The 21726-nt window shown below is 54.9% G+C and carries 26 protein-coding genes; 7 read left to right on the plus strand and 19 right to left on the minus strand.

Annotation, left to right across the window (positions count from 1 at the left end; translation table 11 throughout):
• Window positions 1-67: 67 nt before the first annotated feature.
• The 12 genes from recO to folK all read right to left on the minus strand — a co-directional run bounded on the left by recO (window position 68) and on the right by folK (window position 8901).
• Window positions 68-823: a DNA repair protein RecO gene (gene recO, locus ACXAIA_RS08310; protein ID WP_475348927.1), complete on the minus strand. Its 756-nt coding sequence runs from the start codon at window positions 821-823 to the stop codon at window positions 68-70.
• The gene (locus ACXAIA_RS08315) at window positions 823-990 is read right to left on the minus strand and encodes a hypothetical protein (protein ID WP_475348928.1); all 168 of its coding nucleotides are present in this window, start codon (window positions 988-990) and stop codon (window positions 823-825) included. The genes recO and ACXAIA_RS08315 overlap by 1 nt, the downstream gene beginning before the upstream one ends.
• Window positions 990-1220, minus strand: a complete 231-nt coding sequence (locus ACXAIA_RS08320; RefSeq protein ID WP_475345901.1) for a hypothetical protein — start codon at window positions 1218-1220, stop codon at window positions 990-992. Before ACXAIA_RS08320 ends, ACXAIA_RS08315 begins: the two co-directional genes overlap by 1 nt.
• 48 nt (window positions 1221-1268) lie before the next feature.
• Window positions 1269-2207, minus strand: a complete 939-nt coding sequence (era, locus tag ACXAIA_RS08325; protein WP_475345900.1) for a GTPase Era — start codon at window positions 2205-2207, stop codon at window positions 1269-1271.
• Complete coding sequence (rnc, locus tag ACXAIA_RS08330) at window positions 2200-2883, minus strand: ribonuclease III (RefSeq protein ID WP_062954790.1); 684 nt, start codon at window positions 2881-2883, stop codon at window positions 2200-2202. The genes era and rnc overlap by 8 nt, the downstream gene beginning before the upstream one ends.
• On the minus strand, window positions 2883-3629 hold the full coding sequence (gene lepB / locus ACXAIA_RS08335; RefSeq protein ID WP_475345898.1) for a signal peptidase I: 747 nt from the start codon (window positions 3627-3629) through the stop codon (window positions 2883-2885). Before lepB ends, rnc begins: the two co-directional genes overlap by 1 nt.
• 27 nt (window positions 3630-3656) lie before the next feature.
• A complete protein-coding gene (acpS, locus tag ACXAIA_RS08340; protein WP_475345897.1) occupies window positions 3657-4052 on the minus strand; it encodes a holo-ACP synthase in 396 nt (131 codons plus the stop codon).
• Window positions 4053-4802 carry a pyridoxine 5'-phosphate synthase gene (locus ACXAIA_RS08345; protein ID WP_475348929.1) on the minus strand — a complete coding sequence of 250 codons (750 nt, stop codon included), beginning with the start codon at window positions 4800-4802 and terminating at the stop codon, window positions 4053-4055.
• Complete coding sequence (locus ACXAIA_RS08350) at window positions 4799-5509, minus strand: DUF2062 domain-containing protein (protein ID WP_475348930.1); 711 nt, start codon at window positions 5507-5509, stop codon at window positions 4799-4801. Before ACXAIA_RS08350 ends, ACXAIA_RS08345 begins: the two co-directional genes overlap by 4 nt.
• 143 nt (window positions 5510-5652) lie before the next feature.
• Window positions 5653-7797 carry a RelA/SpoT family protein gene (locus ACXAIA_RS08355; RefSeq protein WP_475348931.1) on the minus strand — a complete coding sequence of 715 codons (2145 nt, stop codon included), beginning with the start codon at window positions 7795-7797 and terminating at the stop codon, window positions 5653-5655.
• A gap of 143 nt (window positions 7798-7940) precedes the next feature.
• A complete protein-coding gene (gene rpoZ / locus ACXAIA_RS08360) occupies window positions 7941-8273 on the minus strand; it encodes a DNA-directed RNA polymerase subunit omega (protein WP_167718026.1) in 333 nt (110 codons plus the stop codon).
• Window positions 8274-8382: 109 nt separating this feature from the next.
• Window positions 8383-8901: a 2-amino-4-hydroxy-6-hydroxymethyldihydropteridine diphosphokinase gene (gene folK / locus ACXAIA_RS08365; protein WP_475348932.1), complete on the minus strand. Its 519-nt coding sequence runs from the start codon at window positions 8899-8901 to the stop codon at window positions 8383-8385.
• Window positions 8902-9131: 230 nt separating this feature from the next.
• Here folK and ACXAIA_RS08370 point away from each other — a divergent pair, with 230 nt between their 5' ends.
• From ACXAIA_RS08370 to recQ, 3 genes are all read left to right on the plus strand, one after another.
• The gene (locus ACXAIA_RS08370) at window positions 9132-9740 is read left to right on the plus strand and encodes a LabA-like NYN domain-containing protein (protein WP_475345892.1); all 609 of its coding nucleotides are present in this window, start codon (window positions 9132-9134) and stop codon (window positions 9738-9740) included.
• 84 nt (window positions 9741-9824) lie between these two features.
• A complete protein-coding gene (locus ACXAIA_RS08375) occupies window positions 9825-10466 on the plus strand; it encodes a uracil-DNA glycosylase (protein WP_475348933.1) in 642 nt (213 codons plus the stop codon).
• A 31-nt stretch (window positions 10467-10497) separates the two neighbouring features.
• Entirely contained in the window at window positions 10498-12330 is a 1833-nt protein-coding gene (gene recQ / locus ACXAIA_RS08380) for a DNA helicase RecQ (RefSeq protein ID WP_475348934.1), read from the plus strand.
• Window positions 12331-12369: 39 nt separating this feature from the next.
• Here the strand turns inward: recQ and ACXAIA_RS08385 are convergent, their stop codons facing one another.
• The 4 genes from ACXAIA_RS08385 to dapA form a co-directional block, all read right to left on the minus strand.
• Window positions 12370-12861, minus strand: coding sequence for a glutathione peroxidase (locus ACXAIA_RS08385; RefSeq protein ID WP_475348935.1), 492 nt, complete (start codon window positions 12859-12861; stop codon window positions 12370-12372).
• A gap of 82 nt (window positions 12862-12943) precedes the next feature.
• Window positions 12944-13603, minus strand: a complete 660-nt coding sequence (locus tag ACXAIA_RS08390; RefSeq protein WP_475348936.1) for a sulfite oxidase-like oxidoreductase — start codon at window positions 13601-13603, stop codon at window positions 12944-12946.
• Window positions 13604-13737: 134 nt separating this feature from the next.
• Complete coding sequence (gene smpB, locus ACXAIA_RS08395) at window positions 13738-14214, minus strand: SsrA-binding protein SmpB (protein WP_475348937.1); 477 nt, start codon at window positions 14212-14214, stop codon at window positions 13738-13740.
• Between the two features lie 17 nt (window positions 14215-14231).
• A complete protein-coding gene (gene dapA / locus ACXAIA_RS08400; RefSeq protein WP_475348938.1) occupies window positions 14232-15113 on the minus strand; it encodes a 4-hydroxy-tetrahydrodipicolinate synthase in 882 nt (293 codons plus the stop codon).
• A 208-nt stretch (window positions 15114-15321) separates the two neighbouring features.
• Here dapA and ACXAIA_RS08405 point away from each other — a divergent pair, with 208 nt between their 5' ends.
• Window positions 15322-17355 (plus strand): lytic transglycosylase domain-containing protein, encoded by a 2034-nt coding sequence (locus ACXAIA_RS08405; protein ID WP_475348939.1) that lies wholly within the window; start codon window positions 15322-15324, stop codon window positions 17353-17355.
• A gap of 95 nt (window positions 17356-17450) precedes the next feature.
• A complete protein-coding gene (locus ACXAIA_RS08410) occupies window positions 17451-18149 on the plus strand; it encodes a haloacid dehalogenase type II (RefSeq protein WP_475348940.1) in 699 nt (232 codons plus the stop codon).
• Between the two features lie 128 nt (window positions 18150-18277).
• Here the strand turns inward: ACXAIA_RS08410 and ACXAIA_RS08415 are convergent, their stop codons facing one another.
• Window positions 18278-18730, minus strand: coding sequence for a bactofilin family protein (locus ACXAIA_RS08415; RefSeq protein ID WP_475348941.1), 453 nt, complete (start codon window positions 18728-18730; stop codon window positions 18278-18280).
• Window positions 18690-20015: a peptidoglycan DD-metalloendopeptidase family protein gene (locus ACXAIA_RS08420; RefSeq protein WP_475348942.1), complete on the minus strand. Its 1326-nt coding sequence runs from the start codon at window positions 20013-20015 to the stop codon at window positions 18690-18692. Before ACXAIA_RS08420 ends, ACXAIA_RS08415 begins: the two co-directional genes overlap by 41 nt.
• 221 nt (window positions 20016-20236) lie before the next feature.
• Between ACXAIA_RS08420 and ACXAIA_RS08425 the strand changes: the two genes are divergently transcribed.
• Together ACXAIA_RS08425 and ACXAIA_RS08430 are read left to right on the plus strand one after the other, a co-directional pair.
• On the plus strand, window positions 20237-20719 hold the full coding sequence (locus tag ACXAIA_RS08425) for a phosphatidylglycerophosphatase A family protein (RefSeq protein WP_475348943.1): 483 nt from the start codon (window positions 20237-20239) through the stop codon (window positions 20717-20719).
• Between the two features lie 5 nt (window positions 20720-20724).
• Window positions 20725-21219, plus strand: coding sequence for a CinA family protein (locus tag ACXAIA_RS08430; RefSeq protein WP_475348944.1), 495 nt, complete (start codon window positions 20725-20727; stop codon window positions 21217-21219).
• Between the two features lie 22 nt (window positions 21220-21241).
• Here ACXAIA_RS08430 and ACXAIA_RS08435 read toward each other — a convergent pair whose 3' ends face one another.
• Window positions 21242-21706, minus strand: a complete 465-nt coding sequence (locus ACXAIA_RS08435; protein WP_475345879.1) for a type II toxin-antitoxin system RatA family toxin — start codon at window positions 21704-21706, stop codon at window positions 21242-21244.
• Between the last annotated feature and the right edge of the window lie 20 nt (window positions 21707-21726).

Raw genomic sequence — 21726 nt, forward strand, 5'->3', positions numbered from 1 at the left:
TACGTTATTGGCAACATACTACGCCGGGCATGGGCTTGGTCAACATATGGCGCACAATTTGCCGAATTTATTTTTCTTCGCCAAGATCTGTGCGCCAGACATAACTGACAAGCCGATCACGCGCCGCCACGGGTTTGATGCCTTTTGCCTCGAAAATATCGCGGTGAATGAAAAACCCGGTCAGTTTCAAACCATCACGAAACTGCTCCCCGAGCGACATTTCCCGACGCGAAGATGCCGCCCGCCCGCCTGCCAGAAAGGCTGGCAAGGGCAACAACCGATCCCGATAGGCATTCCCGGATACCTCCCCCACAGCACGCCCGCTTTTGGGTGATACATAGGCAAGATTTTCGGTTTCATCCGTCGCCGCACACCGATCAAGCGCAAGGCCATAACCAAGCTCTTCGAGCAAGCCGACTTCCCAGCGGATATAGGCCGGAAGCCACTGCTCGGATTTAAGGGCGCTCATCAGCGCAACGGTGCCGTGATAAAGATCGGGATGGGCTTCGCGTTCCGGCAAGGTCGCATCAAGCATAGCACAAGCCGAACTCATCGCCATTAATGGCCCGGCTTGCAATAAAAGGTCTGCGGCATGTGCGCCGGTCAGCTCACAGCGAAACTGCCCCAGATGTTCGGCCAGTCGGGCGGACCACCCCACCCCGATTTCATTTCCGGGCTCAAGCGTCCCGCGCATGGATTTGCTGGTCGCACCGCGCACCAGACCGGCATGGCGGCCATAATCGCGGGTCAAGACAGAAAGACGGACTGAGTTTTCGCCCAGTTTACGCGTTGAAAGAACGATGCCGTCGTCCCGCCAATCCATTAGAAAAATCCGCTGGGCATGATCAGGCGGGTGACAAGGAAAAAGAACCCAAGCAGGCACGACGCCAAACTGAACAGGGCAAGCCCAAAGACCACCTTGCGCAGGATCGGACGGTTCGGGATCTCGTCGATGGCGTCTGTTAGCGGGTCTTCCGAATTATTTCTCATCAGCCGGGGCCTCCACCCGTCATGCGCCAGAACAGGCCCAGCACGAACACGGCAATTGCGACCAATAGCGCAACCAGATTGAGCGGTTTGTGCAGGAACGATTTTTCACGTTGCACGGATGTGCTGGAACTGCGGTTGCGAAACGGCCGTCTGGCAACACGCGCGACAATCATTGCGGCAGCAGCGCCGACAACGATCATGACAATTCCCCAGACGGATCCGATTTCCATTACCTACCCGGCACTTTATGGTCAGTCGATATGCGGCCAATCACATGCTTACGCGTTGTGATCAAGGCCCCACATGGCAAAGCGATTGGGATCATCACCCCAGTTTTCGCGTACCTTCACAAACAGGAACAGATGCACACGGCGCTCGAAAATAGCTTCAAGTTCCTTGCGCGCATCACTGCCCAACGCCTTGATACGTTTACCACCTTTGCCAAGAATGATTGCCTTCTGGCCTTCACGCTCGACAAAGATCGTCTGCTCAAGCTTGACCGACCCGTCCTTGCGTTCTTCCCAAAGCTCCGTCTCGACTGTTGCCGAATAGGGAAGCTCCTGCTGAAGCTGGTAATAAAGCTTCTCGCGGGTGATTTCGGCCGCAAGCAGTCGCAACGGCATGTCCGAAACATCGTCTTCCGGGAACATCCACGGACCGTCAGGCATCTTCGCGGCAAGGAAGTTCACCAGATCCTGGGTTCCTGCCCCCTTCTTGGCCGAAATCATGAAGACATCGGTAAACACATCATGCGCAAACAGGTCTTGCGACAGGCGCAGAAGCTTTTCCTTGTCCGAAACCTTGTCGACCTTGTTAAGTGCCAGGATCGCCTTGCGGTTCTGATCTTTAAGCTGATTGATGATGGCAAGGTCTTCATCGGTGACACCACTTCCGGCATCAATCACCAGAACAACAAGATCCGCATCATCCGCACCATTCCAGGCGGCCTTGACCATTGCCCGGTCAAGGCGGCGTTTGGGGGCGAAAATACCCGGGGTATCAATGAAAACAATCTGCGCATCTTCGGTCATGACGATGCCACGTACGCGGGTACGGGTCGTCTGGACCTTTGGCGAGACAATCGACACTTTCGTGCCGACCAGCTGGTTCAAAAGCGTTGATTTGCCAGCATTCGGTGCACCAACGAGGGCCACAAAGCCGCAACGCTGCTGATAAGGTAATCTGTCTTCGGCCACCGGTTCGGGAACCTCATTCATCACTAAGTTTTTCCAACATCAATTTGGCGGCGAGTTGCTCCGCCTCGCGTTTCGATTTGCCTTCCGCACTGACACTTTCACCGTCTCCGGTGGTCAGTTCGATGGTAAATACCGGCGCGTGGGCCGGGCCTTCACGCCCGACCATCTCATATTTCGGCAGCGGCTTGCCCCGCCCTTGCAGCCATTCCTGAAGCTGCGTCTTGGCATCCTGTGGCGGCTTGTTGGCTTCATCAAGAAGCGGCGTCCACAGCTTTTCAATAAACCGCCGTGCCGGCTCAAGCCCGCCATCCAGATAGAGTGCGGCAATCACCGCCTCCATGCAATCAGATAAAATCGCCGGATTGGTGTCCGCACCTGCGGCACGTTCGCCCTTGGCCATCTGGATATGCTCACCCAATTTGATCTGTTCGGCCACACGCGCAAGGGTCTCGCGGCGAACAAGTGCGACAAACCGCTTGGCCATCGCCCCTTCGCGTTCACGCCCGAAACGGGTGTAAAGCATTTCGGCCACGACAAGACCCAGCACCCGGTCGCCAAGGAACTCAAGGCGCTCGTTGCCGCCGCTCAGCATATCCTTTCCCTTGGCCGCACTGCGATGGGTCAAGGCCACACGCAGAAGGTCCGGGTCGGAAAAACCGTGATCAATCTCGGCGATCACCGGCAAGCCGTCGCTCATCAGTTAACCCCCTGAAACAGGCGATCAAAGCGGATGCTGCCAAGGTCATAAACCGGCTGGGAGCTGTCCTTGGAATAGAATAGGAATTCTGCACGCCCGACCAGGTTTTCAATCGGAACGAACCGGAACCGCGACGGGAAGGCACGACTATCGGCCGAATTATCCCGGTTATCGCCCATCATGAAGAAGTGACCTTCGGGCACGGTAAAGGCCTCGGTATTGTCACTCGGCCCCTGATCGCCAAACATTTCGAGGATGCGGTGTACGCGGCCATTCGGCAGGGTTTCAATATATTGCGGCACGGCTGCTGAACGCCCGCCACCATCGGTCAGGATGTAATCCTCGATGCGTTCGCGCTCGGTCATCTTGTTGTTGATGTAAAGACGGCCTTCCTTGACCTGGACCGTATCGCCCGGCAGGCCGATCACACGTTTGATGTAATCCTGCGACGTATCGGACGGCAGTTTGAAGACCACAACATCACCACGCTCCGGCTCGCTTTCAAATACGCGGCCCGGAATGATCGGCAGGCTGAACGGCATGCTGTGCTTCGAATACCCATACGAGAATTTCGACACGAACAGGTAATCGCCCACCAGCAAGGTCGGGATCATGGAGCCAGACGGAATATTGAACGGTTCAAAAGCAAAGGTCCGAACCATAAGTGCAATGACAATGGCCCAGAAAACGGTTTTCAAGGTGTCGAGCAAACCACCCGTTTTCTTCTTATGCACAAGCTTTTCCATTCCGTGTTCAACCAATCATTTTTTTTGTCAATCTGCCGAAATCACCACGACCGCATTGGCTAGCGGATATTCGTCCGTCAGGGTCACATACACAGAGGCAGTTTTCCCGTCCGGGGTCAATTCTTTAAGTCTTTCCAGCGCGCCGTCAATCAACACCATGTCCGGCTTGCCGCTGGGCTGATGTACCACACCCATGGTGTTGTGATAAACACCGCGCCGAAATCCGGTCCCCAATGCCTTCGAACAGGCCTCCTTGGCGGCAAATGCCATGGCCAGCGAAGACGCGGTACGATGTGGCTTGCGTGTGGCACGCGCAATCTCGATATCGGTATAGACGCGCTTCATGAAACGCTCACCATGGCGTTCAAGGGTCGCTTCTATCCGACGGATATCGCATAAATCCGTGCCAATCCCAATGATCATTTACGCATAACCTGCTTGCGTGCGTGCTTCATCCATCAAACGGCGCATTTCCGCGATCGCCGCTTCCAGGCCGACAAACACCGCCTCGCCGATCAGGAAGTGGCCGATGTTAAGTTCGGCAATCTCGGGCATGGCGGCAATCGGCTGGACGGTTTCAAAGTTCAAACCATGTCCGGCATGCACTTCAAGTCCGATCCCTGCCCCATATTGCACAGCATGGCGAATACGGTCCAGTTCGCGCGCGCGTTCCTCGGCGGTCTCGGCATCGCAATAGGCCCCGGTATGGATTTCCACCACCGGCGCACCAAGGCTTTTGGCGGCATCAAGCTGTGCTTCGGATGCTTCGATAAACAACGAGACACGAATGCCCGCCTCAACCAGCTCGGAGACAAAGGGCTTCAAGTGATTATGACCACCCGCGACATCAAGTCCGCCTTCGGTCGTGCGTTCTTCACGCTTTTCCGGCACAAGACAAACCGCATGCGGCTTGGTCTCAAGCGCGATCGACAGCATCTCATCGGTGGCTGCCATCTCGAAATTCAATGGCAGATCAACCTCTTCGCGCAGCCTTTTCATGTCCTTATCGCGGATATGGCGGCGATCTTCGCGCAAATGGGCGGTGATACCATCGGCACCAGCTGCCTTGGCGAGGGCTGCGGCGCGCACCGGATCGGGCATATCCCCGCCGCGCGCGTTTCGAATGGTCGCAACATGGTCAATATTGACCCCGAGACGGAGCTTCGAACTCATGATGTTTCATCCTGCTTTTTGGTGGCGTGCTTGGCAGCGGACCCGATTTTTTCCTTGGCATGTACGAGCATCGGGCCCAGACCATGGCGATCGGTCTTTTTCATCCGGCGCAAGATGCGGTTATGGCGATAAATCACCACTGCGCGTTTGATCGGGAAATAAAACAGCATCCAGACGACGATGGTTGTCGGGATACAGCCCACCACCATCGGCCAGATGATATCAACAATACTGGCCCACAGCTGGGCAAGCGCCTCGTGGTCTGCGACATCCCAATTGCCGAAAATCAGCCCGCCGCCCACGTAATTCAGGCCAAGCACGACGAATTCCCACAGCACGGCCATATCAAAATGTACCGCTGAACTGCTTGAATGTGCGCCAAGGATCCAGTTGCCACAGGTATAAAGCCACAGCCAGATAAACGGAAATGTCCAGGGATTGCCCACCACCGTCCCCAAAAGGGAGGCAACAACGTTACTGCGCGTCAGCAAGCTCAGCAGTGTTGAAATGACAAAGTGGAACCCGATAAACGGCGAAAACGAAACCGCCGCCCCGATGGCAAAGCCTGATGCGATGCTATAGGGCGATCCCGGCAACCGTGCGACCCGATGGGCAAAATATTGCGACGAGCGGCGCCAGCCACCCCGTGGCCAAACCACGTTGCGTACACGCTGGAAGGATGAAGGTTTGATGCGGCGCCGAAACATGCGGGGTCAGTTCTGGATCAAATCAGGAAACGCTATAAATTCTTGAAGCATATGGGTAAGTGCTGACCGCGCGAATGGCAAGGGTTTTGCGCCAAATTAACCTAAAAGGTGAAGGCGTTTACAGTCCGCGCTTAAGTCCACCCTTAGCCGCGCGCCCGCTCAACCGCATTAACGACCGGGGTCGCACGCAGGGCAGCAATGATGTTGGTCAGATGTTTGACATCGACAACATCAATATCAATAAGCATCTCAAAGAAGTCGGTCGTGCGGTTGGTAAAGCGCAGATTTGTGATATTGCCATGGTTCTTGGCAATCACGCTGGTGATCGAACTCAGCGCCCCCTGCTCATGGCCCACGGTCAATCCAAGACGGCCGATGAAGTGTTCCGGTTCGCCCTCGTTATCCCAGCCGACATCAAGCCAACGTTCAGGCTGCTCGGTAAAGGTTTCCAGCGTATCACAGTCAATCGTATGGATTGTCACGCCCTTGCCGGTTGTAACAATCCCGACAATCCGATCACCCGGCAGCGGATGGCAACAGCCGGCGTAATGCACGGCCATGCCCGGAATAAGGCCCTTGATCGGGATGGCGTGCTCGTGCTTGCGCGCCCGGACCTTATCGAGCGGCACGACCTTGCGCGCCGTTTCCTTGTCCTTGGTGCCCGGGAAGACGGCATGAACAACTTCGCGCCCGGTATGATGCCCAGCCCCCACAAGGGTCAGAAGCGCCTCGACCGAGGGCTGCTTGAAGATCTTGAGAACCCCTTCAAGCGCCTTGTCGGAATAGTCATAACCTTCCTGACGAAACGCCTTCTGCAAGATTGCCTTGCCAAGGTCCTTATACTGATCTTCCTGTTGCTGGCGGATGAAACGGCGAATTCTCGCCCGTGCCTTACCCGTAACAACAAACCGCTCCCAGGTCGGATTCGGCGTTTGCGCCTTGGAGGTAACGATTTCGACCTGATCACCGTTATTCAAAACGGTGCGCAGCGGCACCATCGCGCCGTTGACCTTCGCCCCCACACAGGTATCCCCGATATGGGTATGGATCATATAGGCGAAATCAACCGGGGTCGCGCGCGCCGGAAGCGCAATCACATCGCCCTTCGGGCTAAAGCAGAACACCTGATCCTGGAACATCGCAAGCTTGGTATGTTCAAGGAATTCTTCGGGTTCTGACGCATGTTCCAGAATATCAAGAAGATCACGCAGCCAGCGATATTGAACGCCTTCTTTCTGCGGGCCGCTTGGTTCTTCCTGCTTGTAGGCCCAGTGTGCGGCCACACCGTTTTCGTTGACCTCGTGCATCTGGCGGGTGCGGATCTGCACCTCGATCCGGTGATTTTCCGGGCCCAGCACCGTGGTATGGATCGAACGATATCCGTTGGGTTTCGGGGTCGAGATATAATCCTTGAACCGACCCGGCACGACTTTGTAATTGGCGTGCAGATAGCCAAGAACCTCGTAGCATTCCGGCATTTCACCGACCAGAACGCGGAATGCCATGATGTCAGAGAGCTCACCAAAGGTGATGTTCTTGCGCTGCATCTTCTGCCAGATCGAATAGGGCCGCTTTTCACGTCCGTAAATATCGACCTTCAGCCCCTGACGCGACACGACGTCTTGCAGCTCGGACACAATCCGGCTGACGACATTGTCGTCCTTCTCGCGCAGGAATTCCAGACGCGCCAAGATCGAATCCCGTGCTTCGGGATTGATATGCTGGAAGGCAAGGTCTTCAAGCTCTTCCTTGATGTCATGCATACCGATGCGCTCGGCAAGCGGGGCATAAATCTCAAGCGTTTCGGCCGCAATCCGCACCCGCTTTTCCGGTTTGGAAATATAATGCAGGGTGCGCATGTTATGCAGACGGTCGGCCAGTTTGACCAGCAGCACACGAATGTCTTCAGACATCGCCAAAAGCAGTTTGCGGAAGTTCTCCGCCTGCTTGGAGTCTGCGGATTTGAGCTCGATCTGGGTCAGCTTGGTCACACCATCGACCAGCTTCATGATGTTGGGCCCGAAAAGCTTGGTGATCTCTTCAGGGGTCGCATCGGTATCTTCGATGGTGTCGTGCAGAAGGGCCGTGATGATCGTGTCACAATCAAGCTTGTAATTCGTCAGAATGCCTGCGACTTCGATCGGATGGGAAAAATACGGGTCACCGGATGCGCGTTTTTGCGAACCATGTTTCTGGGTTGCATAGACATAGGCCCGGTTCAGCGTGGTTTCACACGCATCGGGGTCATATGCCTTAACCCGTTCAACAAGTTCGTATTGGCGCATCATTCAGGGGCGTCTCCGCAATTATCCAATGGGAACAGTCTGCGTTCCCTATTCTTAAGATAGTACGATCTGGACAAAAAAAAGCCACGGAAGATAAACACCGTGGCTCTTCTTTTGGAAAGGCTCAGATCAAAACCGGTCTGACCTTATTCTTCTTCCGACGGAGCAACAACGCCAACGGATGCGTCTTCGACGGCTTCGGCAACCAGTTTCGGACCGAAATCGTCTTCGGCTTCTTCCGGCTCGTCGGTTTCAACATGCCGCTGCAGACCCTGGACCATGCCATTGCGCAGATCGTCGAAATCAACCTTTACTTCGGCGATTTCACGCAGCGCAACGACCGGGTTTTTGTCGTTGTCACGATCAATGGTCAGTTCTGCACCGGCCGAAATGTTGCGTGCACGCTGAGCAGCAAGCATTACAAGCTCAAAGCGGTTCGGAATCTTGTCAACGCAATCTTCGACGGTAACGCGCGCCATAAATGTCTCCAGAAATACTTTTGGGGTGTCCAGACCGAGCTTTATAGCGCCCGATCACGTGTGTTGCAACAGCGAAACCACTCTTTCGCTCAGGTTTTCGTATGCTTTTTCAGCTTTCCGCCTGTTTGCGAATCTGCTGATCGGCTGGCAGATCGGCAATCAGATCTTCGATATCGCGCTTAAGAACTGGATGCACCCAGTCGCCCACCACATCACGTAACGGCAACAAAACAAATGCGCGCTCGGCCATACGGGGATGGGGCACCTGAATACCGCCCTCCTCGCGCACCAGTTCGCGGCCATAGGCAATCAGATCAAGATCAATTACCCGTGCGGCATTGCGTTCGCGCCTGACACGGCCAAATTCGGCCTCGACGTCGTGCAACCGCGCCAAAAGGTCGTGCGCCGACAGATCGGTCGAAATCCGCGCAACACCGTTCACATACCAGGGCTGATCGGAAATCGGCACCGGTGCGGTTTCATAAAACGATGACACCAGATCAATCGAAATATCGCCATTTTCAGCCAAACGGCTGAGCGCGGCTTTCAAAGTTTGTGCGGGCGCACCATATTCTTCGGTAGGCAAATTTGCACCGAAAGCAATCAGGATAGCGTCATCCGCGATCATGCTGGTGTCTGTCGGTAAGGATTTGCGCACGAAGAAGACTTTCAGTTCGATGTCTGATGGGCGAAACAAGTTCGGAAAGACGGCATATCTAAGGGAGCCATCATACTCTGTCCACGATATTTTCGCCTTTCTTTGTCCCGCGGGCCACGGTAAAGATTGAAGGTCTGTTTTTAAAAGTTCCGGATTTTAGGAACTCTGATAATTAAATTTGATGTTTGAGGAATTTAACGATGATTTTTTACCCGCAGGAACGCATCGGGTTGTTTATTGACGGCTCGAACCTTTATGCCGCCGCCCGCGCCCTTGGTTTCGACATTGATTACAAACGCCTTCTCGAGCTGTTTTCCCAAAAAGGTCAGCTGATCCGCGCCTTCTATTACACTGCCCTCATCGAGGATCAGGAATATTCCCCGATCCGACCGCTGGTCGACTGGCTTGATTATAACGGCTACACCATGGTCACCAAACCGACCAAGGAATTCACCGATGCCACCGGTCGCCGCAAGATCAAGGGCAACATGGATATCGAGTTGGCAATTGACGTCATGGAAATGGCGCAACATCTTGATCATGTTGTTATTTTCTCGGGTGATGGCGATTTTCGCCGCTTGGTTGATGCCATCCAGCGCAAAGGTGTCCGCGTCACGGTTGTCTCGACGGTCAAATCCAACCCGCCGATGGTGGCCGATGAATTGCGCCGTCAGGCCGATAACTTTATCGAGCTGACCGAACTTGAAGGCACCATCGCGCGCAAGGTTCAGCAACGCCGCGATGATGGCCATCCCGATATCGATGATCATCCGGAGCACCCGGACCTCGACGAATTCGATTACGATTGATCACCTGACCGCGTCGCCCATCACCCTGCCCTGATCACCACCGGTCACAGCCCGTACTGTGACCGGCAAAAAGTCAGACCTGCCATGACCGCCCATCAGCAACCCGATATCGATTGTCAGCTTTGCCCGCGCCTGGTTGAATTCCGCCGCAAAAATCAGGAAAAGTTTCCTGACTTTTACAATGCGCCTGTCCGGCCCTTTGGTCCGCTTGACGCGCGCCTTCTGATTGTCGGTTTGGCGCCGGGGCTTAAAGGCGCCAATGCCACCGGCCGCCCCTTTACCGGCGATTATGCCGGTGATCTTCTCTATGACACGCTTAAAAAATTCGGCTTTGCCAAGGGCACCTATAACAAACGCCCCGATGACGGTCTGGAACTGCTTGATTGCCGCATCACCAATGCGGTGAAATGTGTGCCGCCGGAAAACAAGCCAACTGGGCCAGAAGCCAATACCTGCCGACCGTTCCTGATCAGCGAATTTGACGCGATGAAAAACCTTTCAGCCATCCTGTGCCTTGGCCAGGTGGCCCATCAGGCCATGCTGCGCACCTTCGGGCTTAAGCTGTCATCGCTGAAATTTGGCCATGGCGCGTCACATAAGATGGAAAATGGCATCACATTGTTTGATAGCTATCACTGTTCGCGCTACAACACCCAGACCTATCGCCTGACGCCAGAGATGTTTGAAAACGTCTTTGCCGGAATCCGCGCACATCTGGACGGTTAATTTGCCCGATACTTCGCCTATCCCTGATCCAATGTCAGACCTGCTCGACCGACCTGCACAACGTCAACCGATTGATGTTCTGCAAGAAGTCTTCGGCTATGGCAGCTTTCGCGGCCAACAGGCTGAAATCATTGATCATGTCATTGCGGGTAACGATGCACTTGTCCTGATGCCGACCGGCGGCGGCAAGTCGCTTTGCTATCAAGTGCCGGCACTCTGCCGTCCGGGCACCGCCGTCGTGGTGTCGCCGCTGATCGCATTGATGAAGGATCAGGTTGATGCGCTAAACCAACTGGATGTGAAGGCTGCCTTTATCAATTCCACCCTCGCCCCCGATGCTGCGCGCGAAATTGAAACGCGCGCCGTTGATGGCGATATTGATCTTCTTTACGTCGCCCCGGAACGCTTTGCCTCCGACCGCTTCCTTAATCTGCTGGATCAGATCAGCATTTCACTGTTTGCCATTGATGAAGCGCACTGCGTATCCCAATGGGGCCATGATTTCCGCCCGGAATATCGCCGCCTTGATCTGCTGCCAACCCGCTTTGCCCATGTGCCGCGCATTGCGCTGACAGCAACGGCTGATACCCCGACGCGCAAAGACATTGCCGAAAACCTGCATCTGACCGATGCGCAATGCTTCATTACCGGTTTTGATCGCCCGAATATCACCTATCGCATCGAAACCAAGGGCAATGCCAAACAGCGCCTGCTGTCGTTCCTTAACCGTGAACACGCCGAGGATGCCGGCATTGTTTATTGCCTGTCGCGGCGCAAAACCGAAGATGTCGCGCAATGGCTTTCCGATAACGGGCGTCCGGCCTTGCCCTATCACGCGGGCCTGACACAGGAAACGCGCCAACTGCATCAGGACCGCTTCCTGCGCGAGGATGGCCTGATCATTTGTGCAACCGTTGCCTTTGGCATGGGGATCGACAAACCCAATGTCCGCTTTGTCGCCCATCTCAACCTGCCCAAAAGCATGGAAGCCTATTATCAGGAAACCGGACGTGCCGGGCGTGATGGCCTACCTGCCAATGCCTGGATGAATTACGATCTGTCTGACATTGTTTCCATCCGCTCCATGGTCGCAAGCTCTGAGGCGCCCGAAGCCCAGAAACGCATTGAATCGCGCAAGCTTGATGCACTGGTCGGGCTGGCGGAAACCACAAAATGCCGCCGTCAGGTCATCCTGTCCTATTTTGGGGAAGATCAGCATCAACCTTGCGGCAATTGCGATACCTGCCTTGAACCGGTGGAAACATGGGATGCGACCGATGCATCGCGCAAGGCACTGTCGGCAGTCTATCGCACGGGCCAACGGTTTGGACCGGCGCATGTGATCGAAGTCCTGATGGGTCGAAAAACCGAAAAGATCCGCCAGAACGGCCATGACAAACTGTCGGTTTATGCTATCGGCAAGGATATTGCTCAGCCACAGTGGCGCTCGGTCTTCCGGCAGTTGCTTGCAATGGGATACCTTCAAGTCGATGTCGAAGGCCATGGTGGTGTCTATCTGACCGAGGAATCCCGCCCGGTTCTGCGTGGTGAAAAAGTCGTCGAAATGCGCAAGGATCCCGGCGAAAACAAGCGCGCCAAGACCAAACGCCTGCGCGATTTCGACACCGAATTTGAAAATGAAGAAGACCGCGATCTTTGGGAACGCTTGCGCACCTTGCGTCGCGAACTGGCCACCAGCCAGAACGTCCCGCCCTATGTGATCTTTAGCGACCGGACCCTTTGGGAAATGGTGCGTTTCAAGCCCCGCACCCTTGAAGACATGGCGTCCATCAATGGTGTCGGCGTTAAAAAACTTGATCAGTACGGATTGGCATTTCTTGATGTCATGGACGGACGGCGGTAAACCGCCGCCCCGTCAAATTTTCCTGAACTACCACCTGACTTAGAGGCTTACGCGAATGGCGCTGACAATTTCCTCGTCTTCTGGCTTGGTTCGACTATCAAAGCTTTGAACAAGCTTGCCGTCACGGCCAATCAGATATTTGTGGAAATTCCATTGCGGGGCATTCTCCGCCCCCAATTCCTGTTCCGCCCATTTATAAAACGGATGTGCATCCGGGCCCTTGACCGTGGTTTTTGATGTCAGCGGGAAGTCGACATCAAAATTGACCTCGCAGAAATCAAGGATATCGGCATCCTCGCTATATTCCTGCCCGCCAAAATCGGCCGATGGCACGCCAAGCACCACAAGACCTTCATCGCGGTAATCTTCCCACAGTTTCTGCAGGCCGGTATATTGGGGCGTAAACCCGCACATCGAGGCGGTATTTACCAGCAGAACGACCTTGTCGTTATACTCTGAAAGATGGATTTCACCGGCATCAATCGCCGGGAAAGAAAAATCATAAGCCGATGGCGCATCATCCGATGCCATTGTCTCCCTCCAGGACAAACTCACGACAAGAACCGTAAAAACAAAGAATACAACGAATTGCCGCCAGTTTCCAATCTGTCGATTAATCATATCGCTCCTCCGTCCACGGGTCGGCATTGTTGTGATATCCACGTTCTTCCCAGAAACCCGGCCGATCATCGCGCGCAAAGGTGATCTTGCCTACCCATTTGGCACTCTTCCAGAAATACAACTTGGGGATCACGACGCGCAGTGGCCCACCATGCTCCTCACTGAGCGGTTCACCTTCCCAATGATGGGCCAAAAGCACATCATCATCGAGAAACTGCTCAATCCGCACATTGGTCGTGTAGCCGTCATGGGCAGTGAATAACACATGGCGCGCGGCCGGTAACGGACCAACCATCTCAGCCAGGGTCGTTGCCAACACCCCTTGCCAGTGATTGTCATAACGTGACCAGCTGGTCACACAGTGAATATCGTTCTTCGCCGCAACATGAGGCAAATCAAGCAGTTCGGAAAAACTCAGTGTGACTGACTTTTTCACCTGTCCGTTGATCTCAAGCTGAAAGTCCTCTGGCGTAACATGCGGGGTAATCCCCAAATCAAGCACCGGCCAGTCGGTCACAAGGCGCTGGCCCGGCGGCAGTCGGTTTTCACGCGCGACGTCCGGCGCGCCCGTCATCAGGCGCCCGTCTTCAGCCCATTTGCGTTTGGCCGCAATCAGCTTGTCCTTGATCTTGCCTGAAAAGCTCTCTGTCACCAGACAATCCTTTGTTTCTATGCCTTCGCTACCATTCGATACGAAAATGGCGCCAACATGTTCATCATGCCAGCGCCATTTAATCTCTTTTTGCCAGAACGGGGCAAGTCACATGCCTGCAACCAACATCCCCATCAGCCAAAGTCACGCATGATGCGTGCCTTGTCGCGCTGCCAATCGCGTTCCTTGACGGTCTCGCGCTTGTCGGCCTTTTTCTTGCCCTCGGCAATGGCGAGTTCAAGTTTCGCAATACCACGCTCATTGAAATACAGTTTGACCGGAACAAGGGTAAAACCCTTCTTGTTCAGGGCATCGTGCATCTTGCTGATTTCGCGTTTATGCAAAAGCAACTTGCGCGGACGGCGTTCTTCGTGGCCGAACGGCATTTTGCTTTGATATTCGGGAATATAGGCGTTGATCAGCCACACTTCGCCGTTCTTCGCTTCGGCGTAGGACTCTTGAATGTTGCCCTTGCCGTCCCGGAGCGATTTGACTTCGGTACCGCGCAGGGCGATGCCAGCTTCAAACGTTTCCGTCAGGAAATAGTCAAAGCGGGCCCGCCGGTTCTGCGCGACAATCTTGTTGTTATTTGTTTCTTTCTTGGGTGCCATAAGACGCTTGTTATCGCTTAATGGCCGAGAATACCGGCGTTTTTAAGCGCGGTTTCGACCTTGCGTTTTGTTTCTTCGGCAATCTCGACCATCGGCAGGCGCATATGGCTGCCACACAGGCCAAGAAGCTCGGCGGCGTATTTCACCGGTCCGGGGCTGGATTCACAGAACATCGCCTTGTGAACCGGCATCAGTCGATAATTCAACTCCTGAACCTTGGAAATGTTCCCGGCAGCCCAGGCCGCATGCAAATCCGCACACAGTTTCGGTGCAATGTTCGACGTCACCGAAATGCAGCCATGACCACCCTGTGCCAGGAACGGAACAATCGTGCCATCCTCGCCAGACAGCTGGCAGAAATCAGCACCTGCTGCCAAACGGGTCAGTGCCGGACGTTCGAGATCGCTTGTCGCGTCTTTTACACCAACAATGCGCGGCAATTTCGCAAGTTCCGCCATGGTATCGACATTCATATCGACGATCGAACGGCCCGGAATGTTGTAAATCACAATCGGGATATCGGTCGCGTCATGAATGGCCTTGTAATGGGCATACAGTCCCCGTTGGGTCGGCTTATTATAATACGGTGTCACCACAAGGGCCGCATCCGCACCGGCATTCTGCGCGTGACGGGTCAGCGATACGGCTTCTGCGGTCGAGTTTGAACCGGTACCGGCAATCACCGGGCCGCGGCCCTTGGCAACTTCAAGGGCGAGTTCGACAACGCGATGGTGCTCGGCATGGCTGAGCGTCGGAGACTCACCGGTGGTTCCGACTGGCACAACACCAGTCGTGCCCTGTTTAAGTTGCCAATCCACAAAAGACTGGAACGCCTTTTCATCAATCGCACCATCTTGCGTGAATGGTGTGATCAAAGCTGTGATTGAACCCTTAAACATAGAGATCTCCAAATTCGGGATATATTGAAAGCGGTCGCGAAAATAGCCGCTGTTGGGGTTTCCCGCAAGCACTGTATACAATAATCCGAGCGATCCTTGATCGGCTCTGAAAATTCCCGTCAGGACTGTTTGGCTTTTATCGATTTCGCTGCCATAATGCCCGGCTCGAGAGAGCATTCGTTGCCGGAAGGCACAAGGGGAACATCACATGGCGCAAGCGTCTTTCCGCAAGATCTCGGTCTGCGCATTGGCACTGGGCGTATCGATACTGATACCAGGTAGTTATCAGGTGCTGGCCGCGACGAATGAAGACAGCGTTCTTCAGACGCAGCCGCCCTCGCCGCTTTATTCTGCTGTCAGCCGTGCGCGTCTGAACGCCTTTCTGGACGCTGTCGAAGACGGCAAAACAGAAACGTTCAAGCAGCTCCTGACCAATTTTGATGATCCTCTGCTGCAAAAGGCAGCCGAATGGATGTTGCTGACCGCCCCTAATTCCGGTCACAACTTCGAAGAAATCACCTCCTTTATTGACGCCCATCCGAAATGGCCAAGTCAGGCGCTGCTGCGTCAGCGCGCCGAAGAAGCCATGACCGATGCCGTTCCGGATGAAGAAATTCTGGCATGGTTCAAGCGTTCCGCACCGGTCACCGCCGATGGCGCAACTCGCCAGATCAAGGCGTTGCTGGGTGCCGGACAGGAATCGGCTGCCATCGCCTTGGTGCGTCACAGCTGGATTAACGAGAATTTCGGCCGCGGCCAGGAACGCCGTTTTTTGGATCGTTACGGCGAATATATTGATCAGGAAACCCACGAACAGCGCCTTGATCGCCTGTTGTGGGAAGGTCGCCTGACGACCGCATCACGCATGATGAAATATGTCAGCGAGGATTACCGTCGCCTGGCAGAAGCCCGTGCGGCCCTGCGCGCCATGCGTGGCGGTGTTGATGGTGCGATCAATCGCGTCCCGGAAAAGTACCGCGATGATCCCGGCCTGATTTACGAACGTGTCCGCTGGCGCCGTAAAAAGGACCGCGATCAGGATGCCCGCGACCTTTTGCTGTCGCAGGCCAATGATCTGGCTTACATCTCGATCCGCCCGCAATACTGGTGGCTGGAAAAAGCCATTCTGGCGCGTCGTGCCCTGCAAAAGGGCCATATTACCGATGCCTATCGCCTTGTCGCCAACCATGGGCAGGTTGATGCCGGCGATATTGCCGAAGCCGAATGGTATGCCGGTTGGATCGCGCTGGAATTCCTCGGCGATGCCGATATTGCGCTGACCCATTTCCAGAACCTTTATGATGTCGTGCAATACCCGATCAGCCTGGCACGCGGCTCCTACTGGGCCGGACGTGCGAATGAGGCGCTTGGCGATGAAAAACGCGCCAAGGAATGGTATACGATTGCTGCCGATCACGCCCACACCTTTTATGGGCAGCTTGCCATCGACAAGCTTGGCAGCAAGCCGTCCTATTCGGTTGAACAGCCGATCCCAACCCCCGAACAACGCGCTGCGTTCGAGACACAGGAACTGACCCAGGTCGTACGCAAGCTTGGCGAAATGGGGCTTGGGAATATCATTCGCCCATTCATCATGGCGCTTGTCTATGAACATGATGAACCGGAATACCTCGCTATGGCGACGGATCTGGCACGTGAATATGGTCGCACCGATCTTGGTATCCTTGCCGCGAAACGCAGCATCCGGACCGGCAGTGGCTATCTTGATGCCGCCTACCCGATCCATGAACAGGTTCCGCTTGGCCGTGCACCCGATCCGGCACTGGTCCATGCGATCATGCGTCAGGAAAGCCTGTTTAACCCGCATGCCATATCGTCTGCCGGCGCGCGCGGTTTGATGCAGTTGATGCCGGCCACAGCCAAACGCTTGGCGCAGTCACTCAAACTCGATTACGACACCGACCGCCTGACCGAGGACCCGTCCTTTAACATCGCGGTTGGTCGTGCCTATGTTCGCCGGTTGCTGGATCGCTGGGATGGTCAGGAAGTCCTGACAATCGCCAGCTACAACGCCGGGCCGACCCGGGTGCGTCAGTGGATCAACGAATATGGTGATCCGCGCGATCCGGAAGTTGATCTGGTCGACTGGATCGAAATGATCCCCTATAGCGAGACCCGAAATTACGTTCAGCGCGTGATGGAAGGAACTTATGTCTATCGCCGGCGTTTTGCCCGGGACGAGATCGCAATGGGCCAGAGTGACACTGAAGACGCAGAATAACCGGTCCACAGCGTTTGGAGCGTGTTCCGTAATTTGCGCTTGCGGGTATACACCCCATATTTGATCAATACTGCTTGTCAGAAGAGGTCAGCAATATGTCCGATAACGCACTGTCTTCCTGCCGTGCTTTTGTATTCGATGCCTATGGCACCCTGTTTGATGTTGGATCGGCTGTCGCCAAGCTGCGCGACAGCGTCGGCGACGAGGCAGACCGCCTCTCGGCACTCTGGCGCCAAAAACAGCTGGAATATACCTGGCTGCGCAGCCTGATGGGGGAGTTTGCCGATTTCTGGACGGTGACCGGCGACGCGTTGGATTACGCACTCGATCAGACAGGCAAAAAGGATCCCGTCCTGCGGGCCAAGCTGATGGAAACCTATCTGTCGCTTGATACCTTCCCGGAAGTCGTTGAAACGCTGAAAACGCTTAAGGATCAGGGGCACAAGCTGGCCATTCTGTCCAACGGCGCCAAACACATGCTGATTTCGGCGGCCAAAACGTCAGGAATTCTGTCACTGTTTGATCAGATCATTTGTGTTGATGATCTCAAAACGTACAAACCGCATCCGGATGTTTATCAGCTCGCTGTCGACAAGCTTGAAGTCGAACCGGCCGAGATTTCCTTCCAGTCGTCCAACGGCTGGGACATTGCCGGTGCCGGGCATTTCGGTTTCCGCACCGCCTGGATCAACCGCGCACATACGCCGGCCGAACGCCTGTCGCATGATGCGGACGTGGTGCTGAACGGTCTTGATGAATTGCTACCCCTGGTCGGGGAACCGCAAAAGGCCTGACAAGGCACATAATATGCCAAAGAATAAAGGCAGGTCCGCAACCCGGATCCTGCCTTTTTCAATTCTGCATCTGGTTTCGGGGCTGGCCGGACCCGCCATCCCGAAACAGGAAGAAATCACTTAAGCGATTATTTGTTTTCTTTCTTCACGTTGGCCGCAACCACCTGGCCTGCCTGAATAACCGTCAGGCCGCCTTCTTCCGCACCTTCGATGCGGCGGCAGTGGCCTTCGATATGGGCACCCGGTTCGATCGACAGGCTTTCGTGAAGAATATCCCCGATCATGCGTGCGGTTTCCGAAAGAGAAACATCTTTCGCCCGGACCTGACCAACAACGGTGCCGCAGATGCGGATTTTTTCGGCAACGATTTCGCCGCGTACTTCGCCATTCTGGCCGATGGTGAGTGTCCGGGTGCGAATATCGCCATTAACCGAACCATCTACCTGCACATCGGATTCCGAGATCAGATCACCGGTAACACGGAGATCGGCATTGATGACCGAAAGGCCACCCTTTTTCTCGGCAGTCGTATTGCTGCTTTTATTCGTCGTTTGTGTCGTCTTGCTCGCTTTTGAAAACATAACGTCCCGCCTCAATAAATTTAATGGGATTGACTGGCTTATTGTTGACCCGAACTTCGTAGTGCACGTGACTTCCGGTACTACGACCGGTACTCCCCATTAACGCTACTTTGTCCTGATACTGCACTTCGTCGCCCTTCTTTACGAGGACCTTAAGCAAGTGGCCGTAACGGGTGTGGACACCATTACCGTGGTCGATTTCCACCATTTTCCCGTACTTGCCACTCCATCCGGCATGCACCACTTTACCTGGTGCGGTTGCCAAAATCGGTGTTTTGAGCGGTCCGGCAAGGTCAATGCCTGAATGAAAAGCCCAGCGACCATTGATCGGGTCTTTTCGTTTACCGAACGAGCTCGATAGATAGTATTTCGCCGCCGGTTCCCCGATTGGCGTCTTCTTTATCCTGTCATGCAGATTGGCGAGGTGATCCATACGATCATTCAGTGCCACTGCCGTATTTACAAATTCTTCGTCCTGCGGGTGTTCGGGCTCAAAGGCCACGAACGGACCACCAACGCCGGGTTGCTGCGGCTTCATCGGCGGCAGGATAAAGGTTTCCGGCTGAAGGCCGGTCATCTCCAGAACATTCTCAAGCTCGAGAATGGTGGTATCCGCCGTCTGAGCCACACGCTGCATTGCCTGCTGCTGGATGGAATGCAGATCGGCAATACGTTGGCGGGCGTCGCTCAGCTCACCCTGAAGCTTTTTGGACCGCTGCAAGGCCTGGTCACGTTCGCGCATCACGCGCGACATCACAGTTTCAACGGTTTCAAGCTCATCGCGCAGCGCAAGATTGCGGTTGGTTATCCCGTCAATCTGCCCCTGCAGCGCATTCATCTGGTTGTCCATCGACGTGCGCAGGGCTGAAATCCGGACTTTTTCCTTCTCGCTGGTCGCAAGCTTGGAGTTATATTCCTGTACCCGCGCCTGAAGCTGCAGGTTCTTTTCAGCCATCGACAACAGGTTGCGATGGGTGTCTTCCATTTGGGCGGTAATCTCGCCGAAACGGCGTTGGCTTTCGGTAACGCGAGCAATCAGACGGTTATAGGACAGCTCGCTTCTAAAAAGCTGCTCTTCACGCATTGTAAGGCGCTGGTCAAGGTACCAGCTATAACCTGTAACGCCGACCGTCCAGGTGATAGCTGCCGCCCCGAAAGAGGCCAACGCGACCTGCGCGTATTTTCCTAGCCGAAGCTGGTAAACGGAATCATTTGACCGGATAAGCAATTGCCGATCCGGAAACCATTTATCCACCAACCGACGAATGCGTTCAAACGCCGACATATTCAGTGTCTAACCCCTAATTGCTCGTATGCACGCCCGGTTGTCCGGTTATGCAGAGTTTCTATGCCCCCCGCCTGAGACTATTTGTCTTTTCTTTACGCTACCTGTAACTCGGCCTTCAGGCAAGCCTGTTAACACCTCCTTAATCGCAAAATTTTCACCTCAAGCCGTTATGCTGTGATACCTATCACCATCTTTCACATCATATGCGTTTGCGACAAATGGCGTTTTCCAGATTTCTGATCACCTTTGCCGCCACCTGGTTTTACAGCGGCAAAAGCCCAAAGGCGCCTGGCACGGCAGGCTCATTTGCCGCCCTGCCCTTTGGCTGGCTGGTCTGGGCCTATGGCGGCGATATGGCGCTCGTTGTCGGCAGCATCGTCATCTTCGCCATCGGGATCTGGGTTGCGCATCTTTATAGCCATATGCTCGGCATTCATGACGCCGGCGAGATCGTCATTGACGAAGTGGTCGGTCAATGGATGTGCCTGCTTGTCGTGCCGCTTGCTGGCGGCTGGATGGATATTGTCTGGCTTCTGGTCGCCTTCATCGCATTCCGCGTATTTGACGTCCTCAAACCCTGGCCGATTCGCTGGGTCGACCGGCGCGTTGGCGGCGGCTTTGGCATCATGTTTGATGATGTGCTGGCCGCTATCTTTGCCATGATCGCACTGGCAATCCTTGTTCACCTGACCCTCGGATGACCCGGATGATGACAGACACCGATCTTCTTGACGCTGCAAGCACCCTGATCACCCACTGCAAGGCCAAGGGCGAAATGATCGCTACTGCGGAATCCTGCACGGGTGGCCTGATCACCGGCATGCTGACCGGTGTTGATGGCAGCTCCTCAGTCGTCGATTGCGGATTTGTCACCTATTCGAACGAGGCAAAGCACAGCCTGATCGGGGTTGGCAATGATCTTCTGGCTGAATTTGGCGCCGTGTCCGAACCGGTTGCGCGTGCGATGTGCGAAGGGGCGCTGGACCGTGCCCCCAATGCCACGATTGCCGTCTCTGTTACCGGCATTGCCGGTCCGGGCGGCGGCACCGCGACCAAGCCGGTTGGACTGGTTCAGTTTGGCTGCGCTGCCAAGGGACGTGACACCATCACGACGCATATCGTCTTTCCCGGTGATCGCCATGCCGTGCGCAAGGCCACCGTGCTCAAGGCCTTTGCCCTGATCGAAGAAATGCTGGGATAAATCGGAAATAAGCAGGGCTGGCTTAACCCTGATTTTTCGGGTCCGGCAATGTCGGCTCGCCGTAGACTTCGCGTGCCCGGGTTTCAAAGGCGCCCACCATCAGCTTGACGGCCTCGTTGAACACAACGCCGATCATTTTCTGCAAAAGGGCTGAGCGGAACTCGAAATCAACAAAGAAATCAAGCCAGGTCCCGCCGTCTTCATCCTCTTCAAACACCCAATGGTTATTCAGATATTTAAACGGTCCCTGCAGATATTCCACATCCACCCGATCCGGACGCTGCAGGGTGACTTTGGATGTGTATTTCTCGCGAAACATCTTAAAGCCGATCACCAGATCCGCCTTGAGCACATCGCCATCGCGCTTGCGCACACGTGATGCCACGCACCACGGCAAAAATTCCGAGTAGGAATCGATATCCGCGACGAGATCAAAGAGCTGTTCCGGCGTATAGGGCAGTTTCCTGCGCTCTGCATGCGTCGGCACTCGACATCTCCCCTGATCGT

This window comes from Thalassospira sp. ABL2_045, assembly GCF_056161285.1.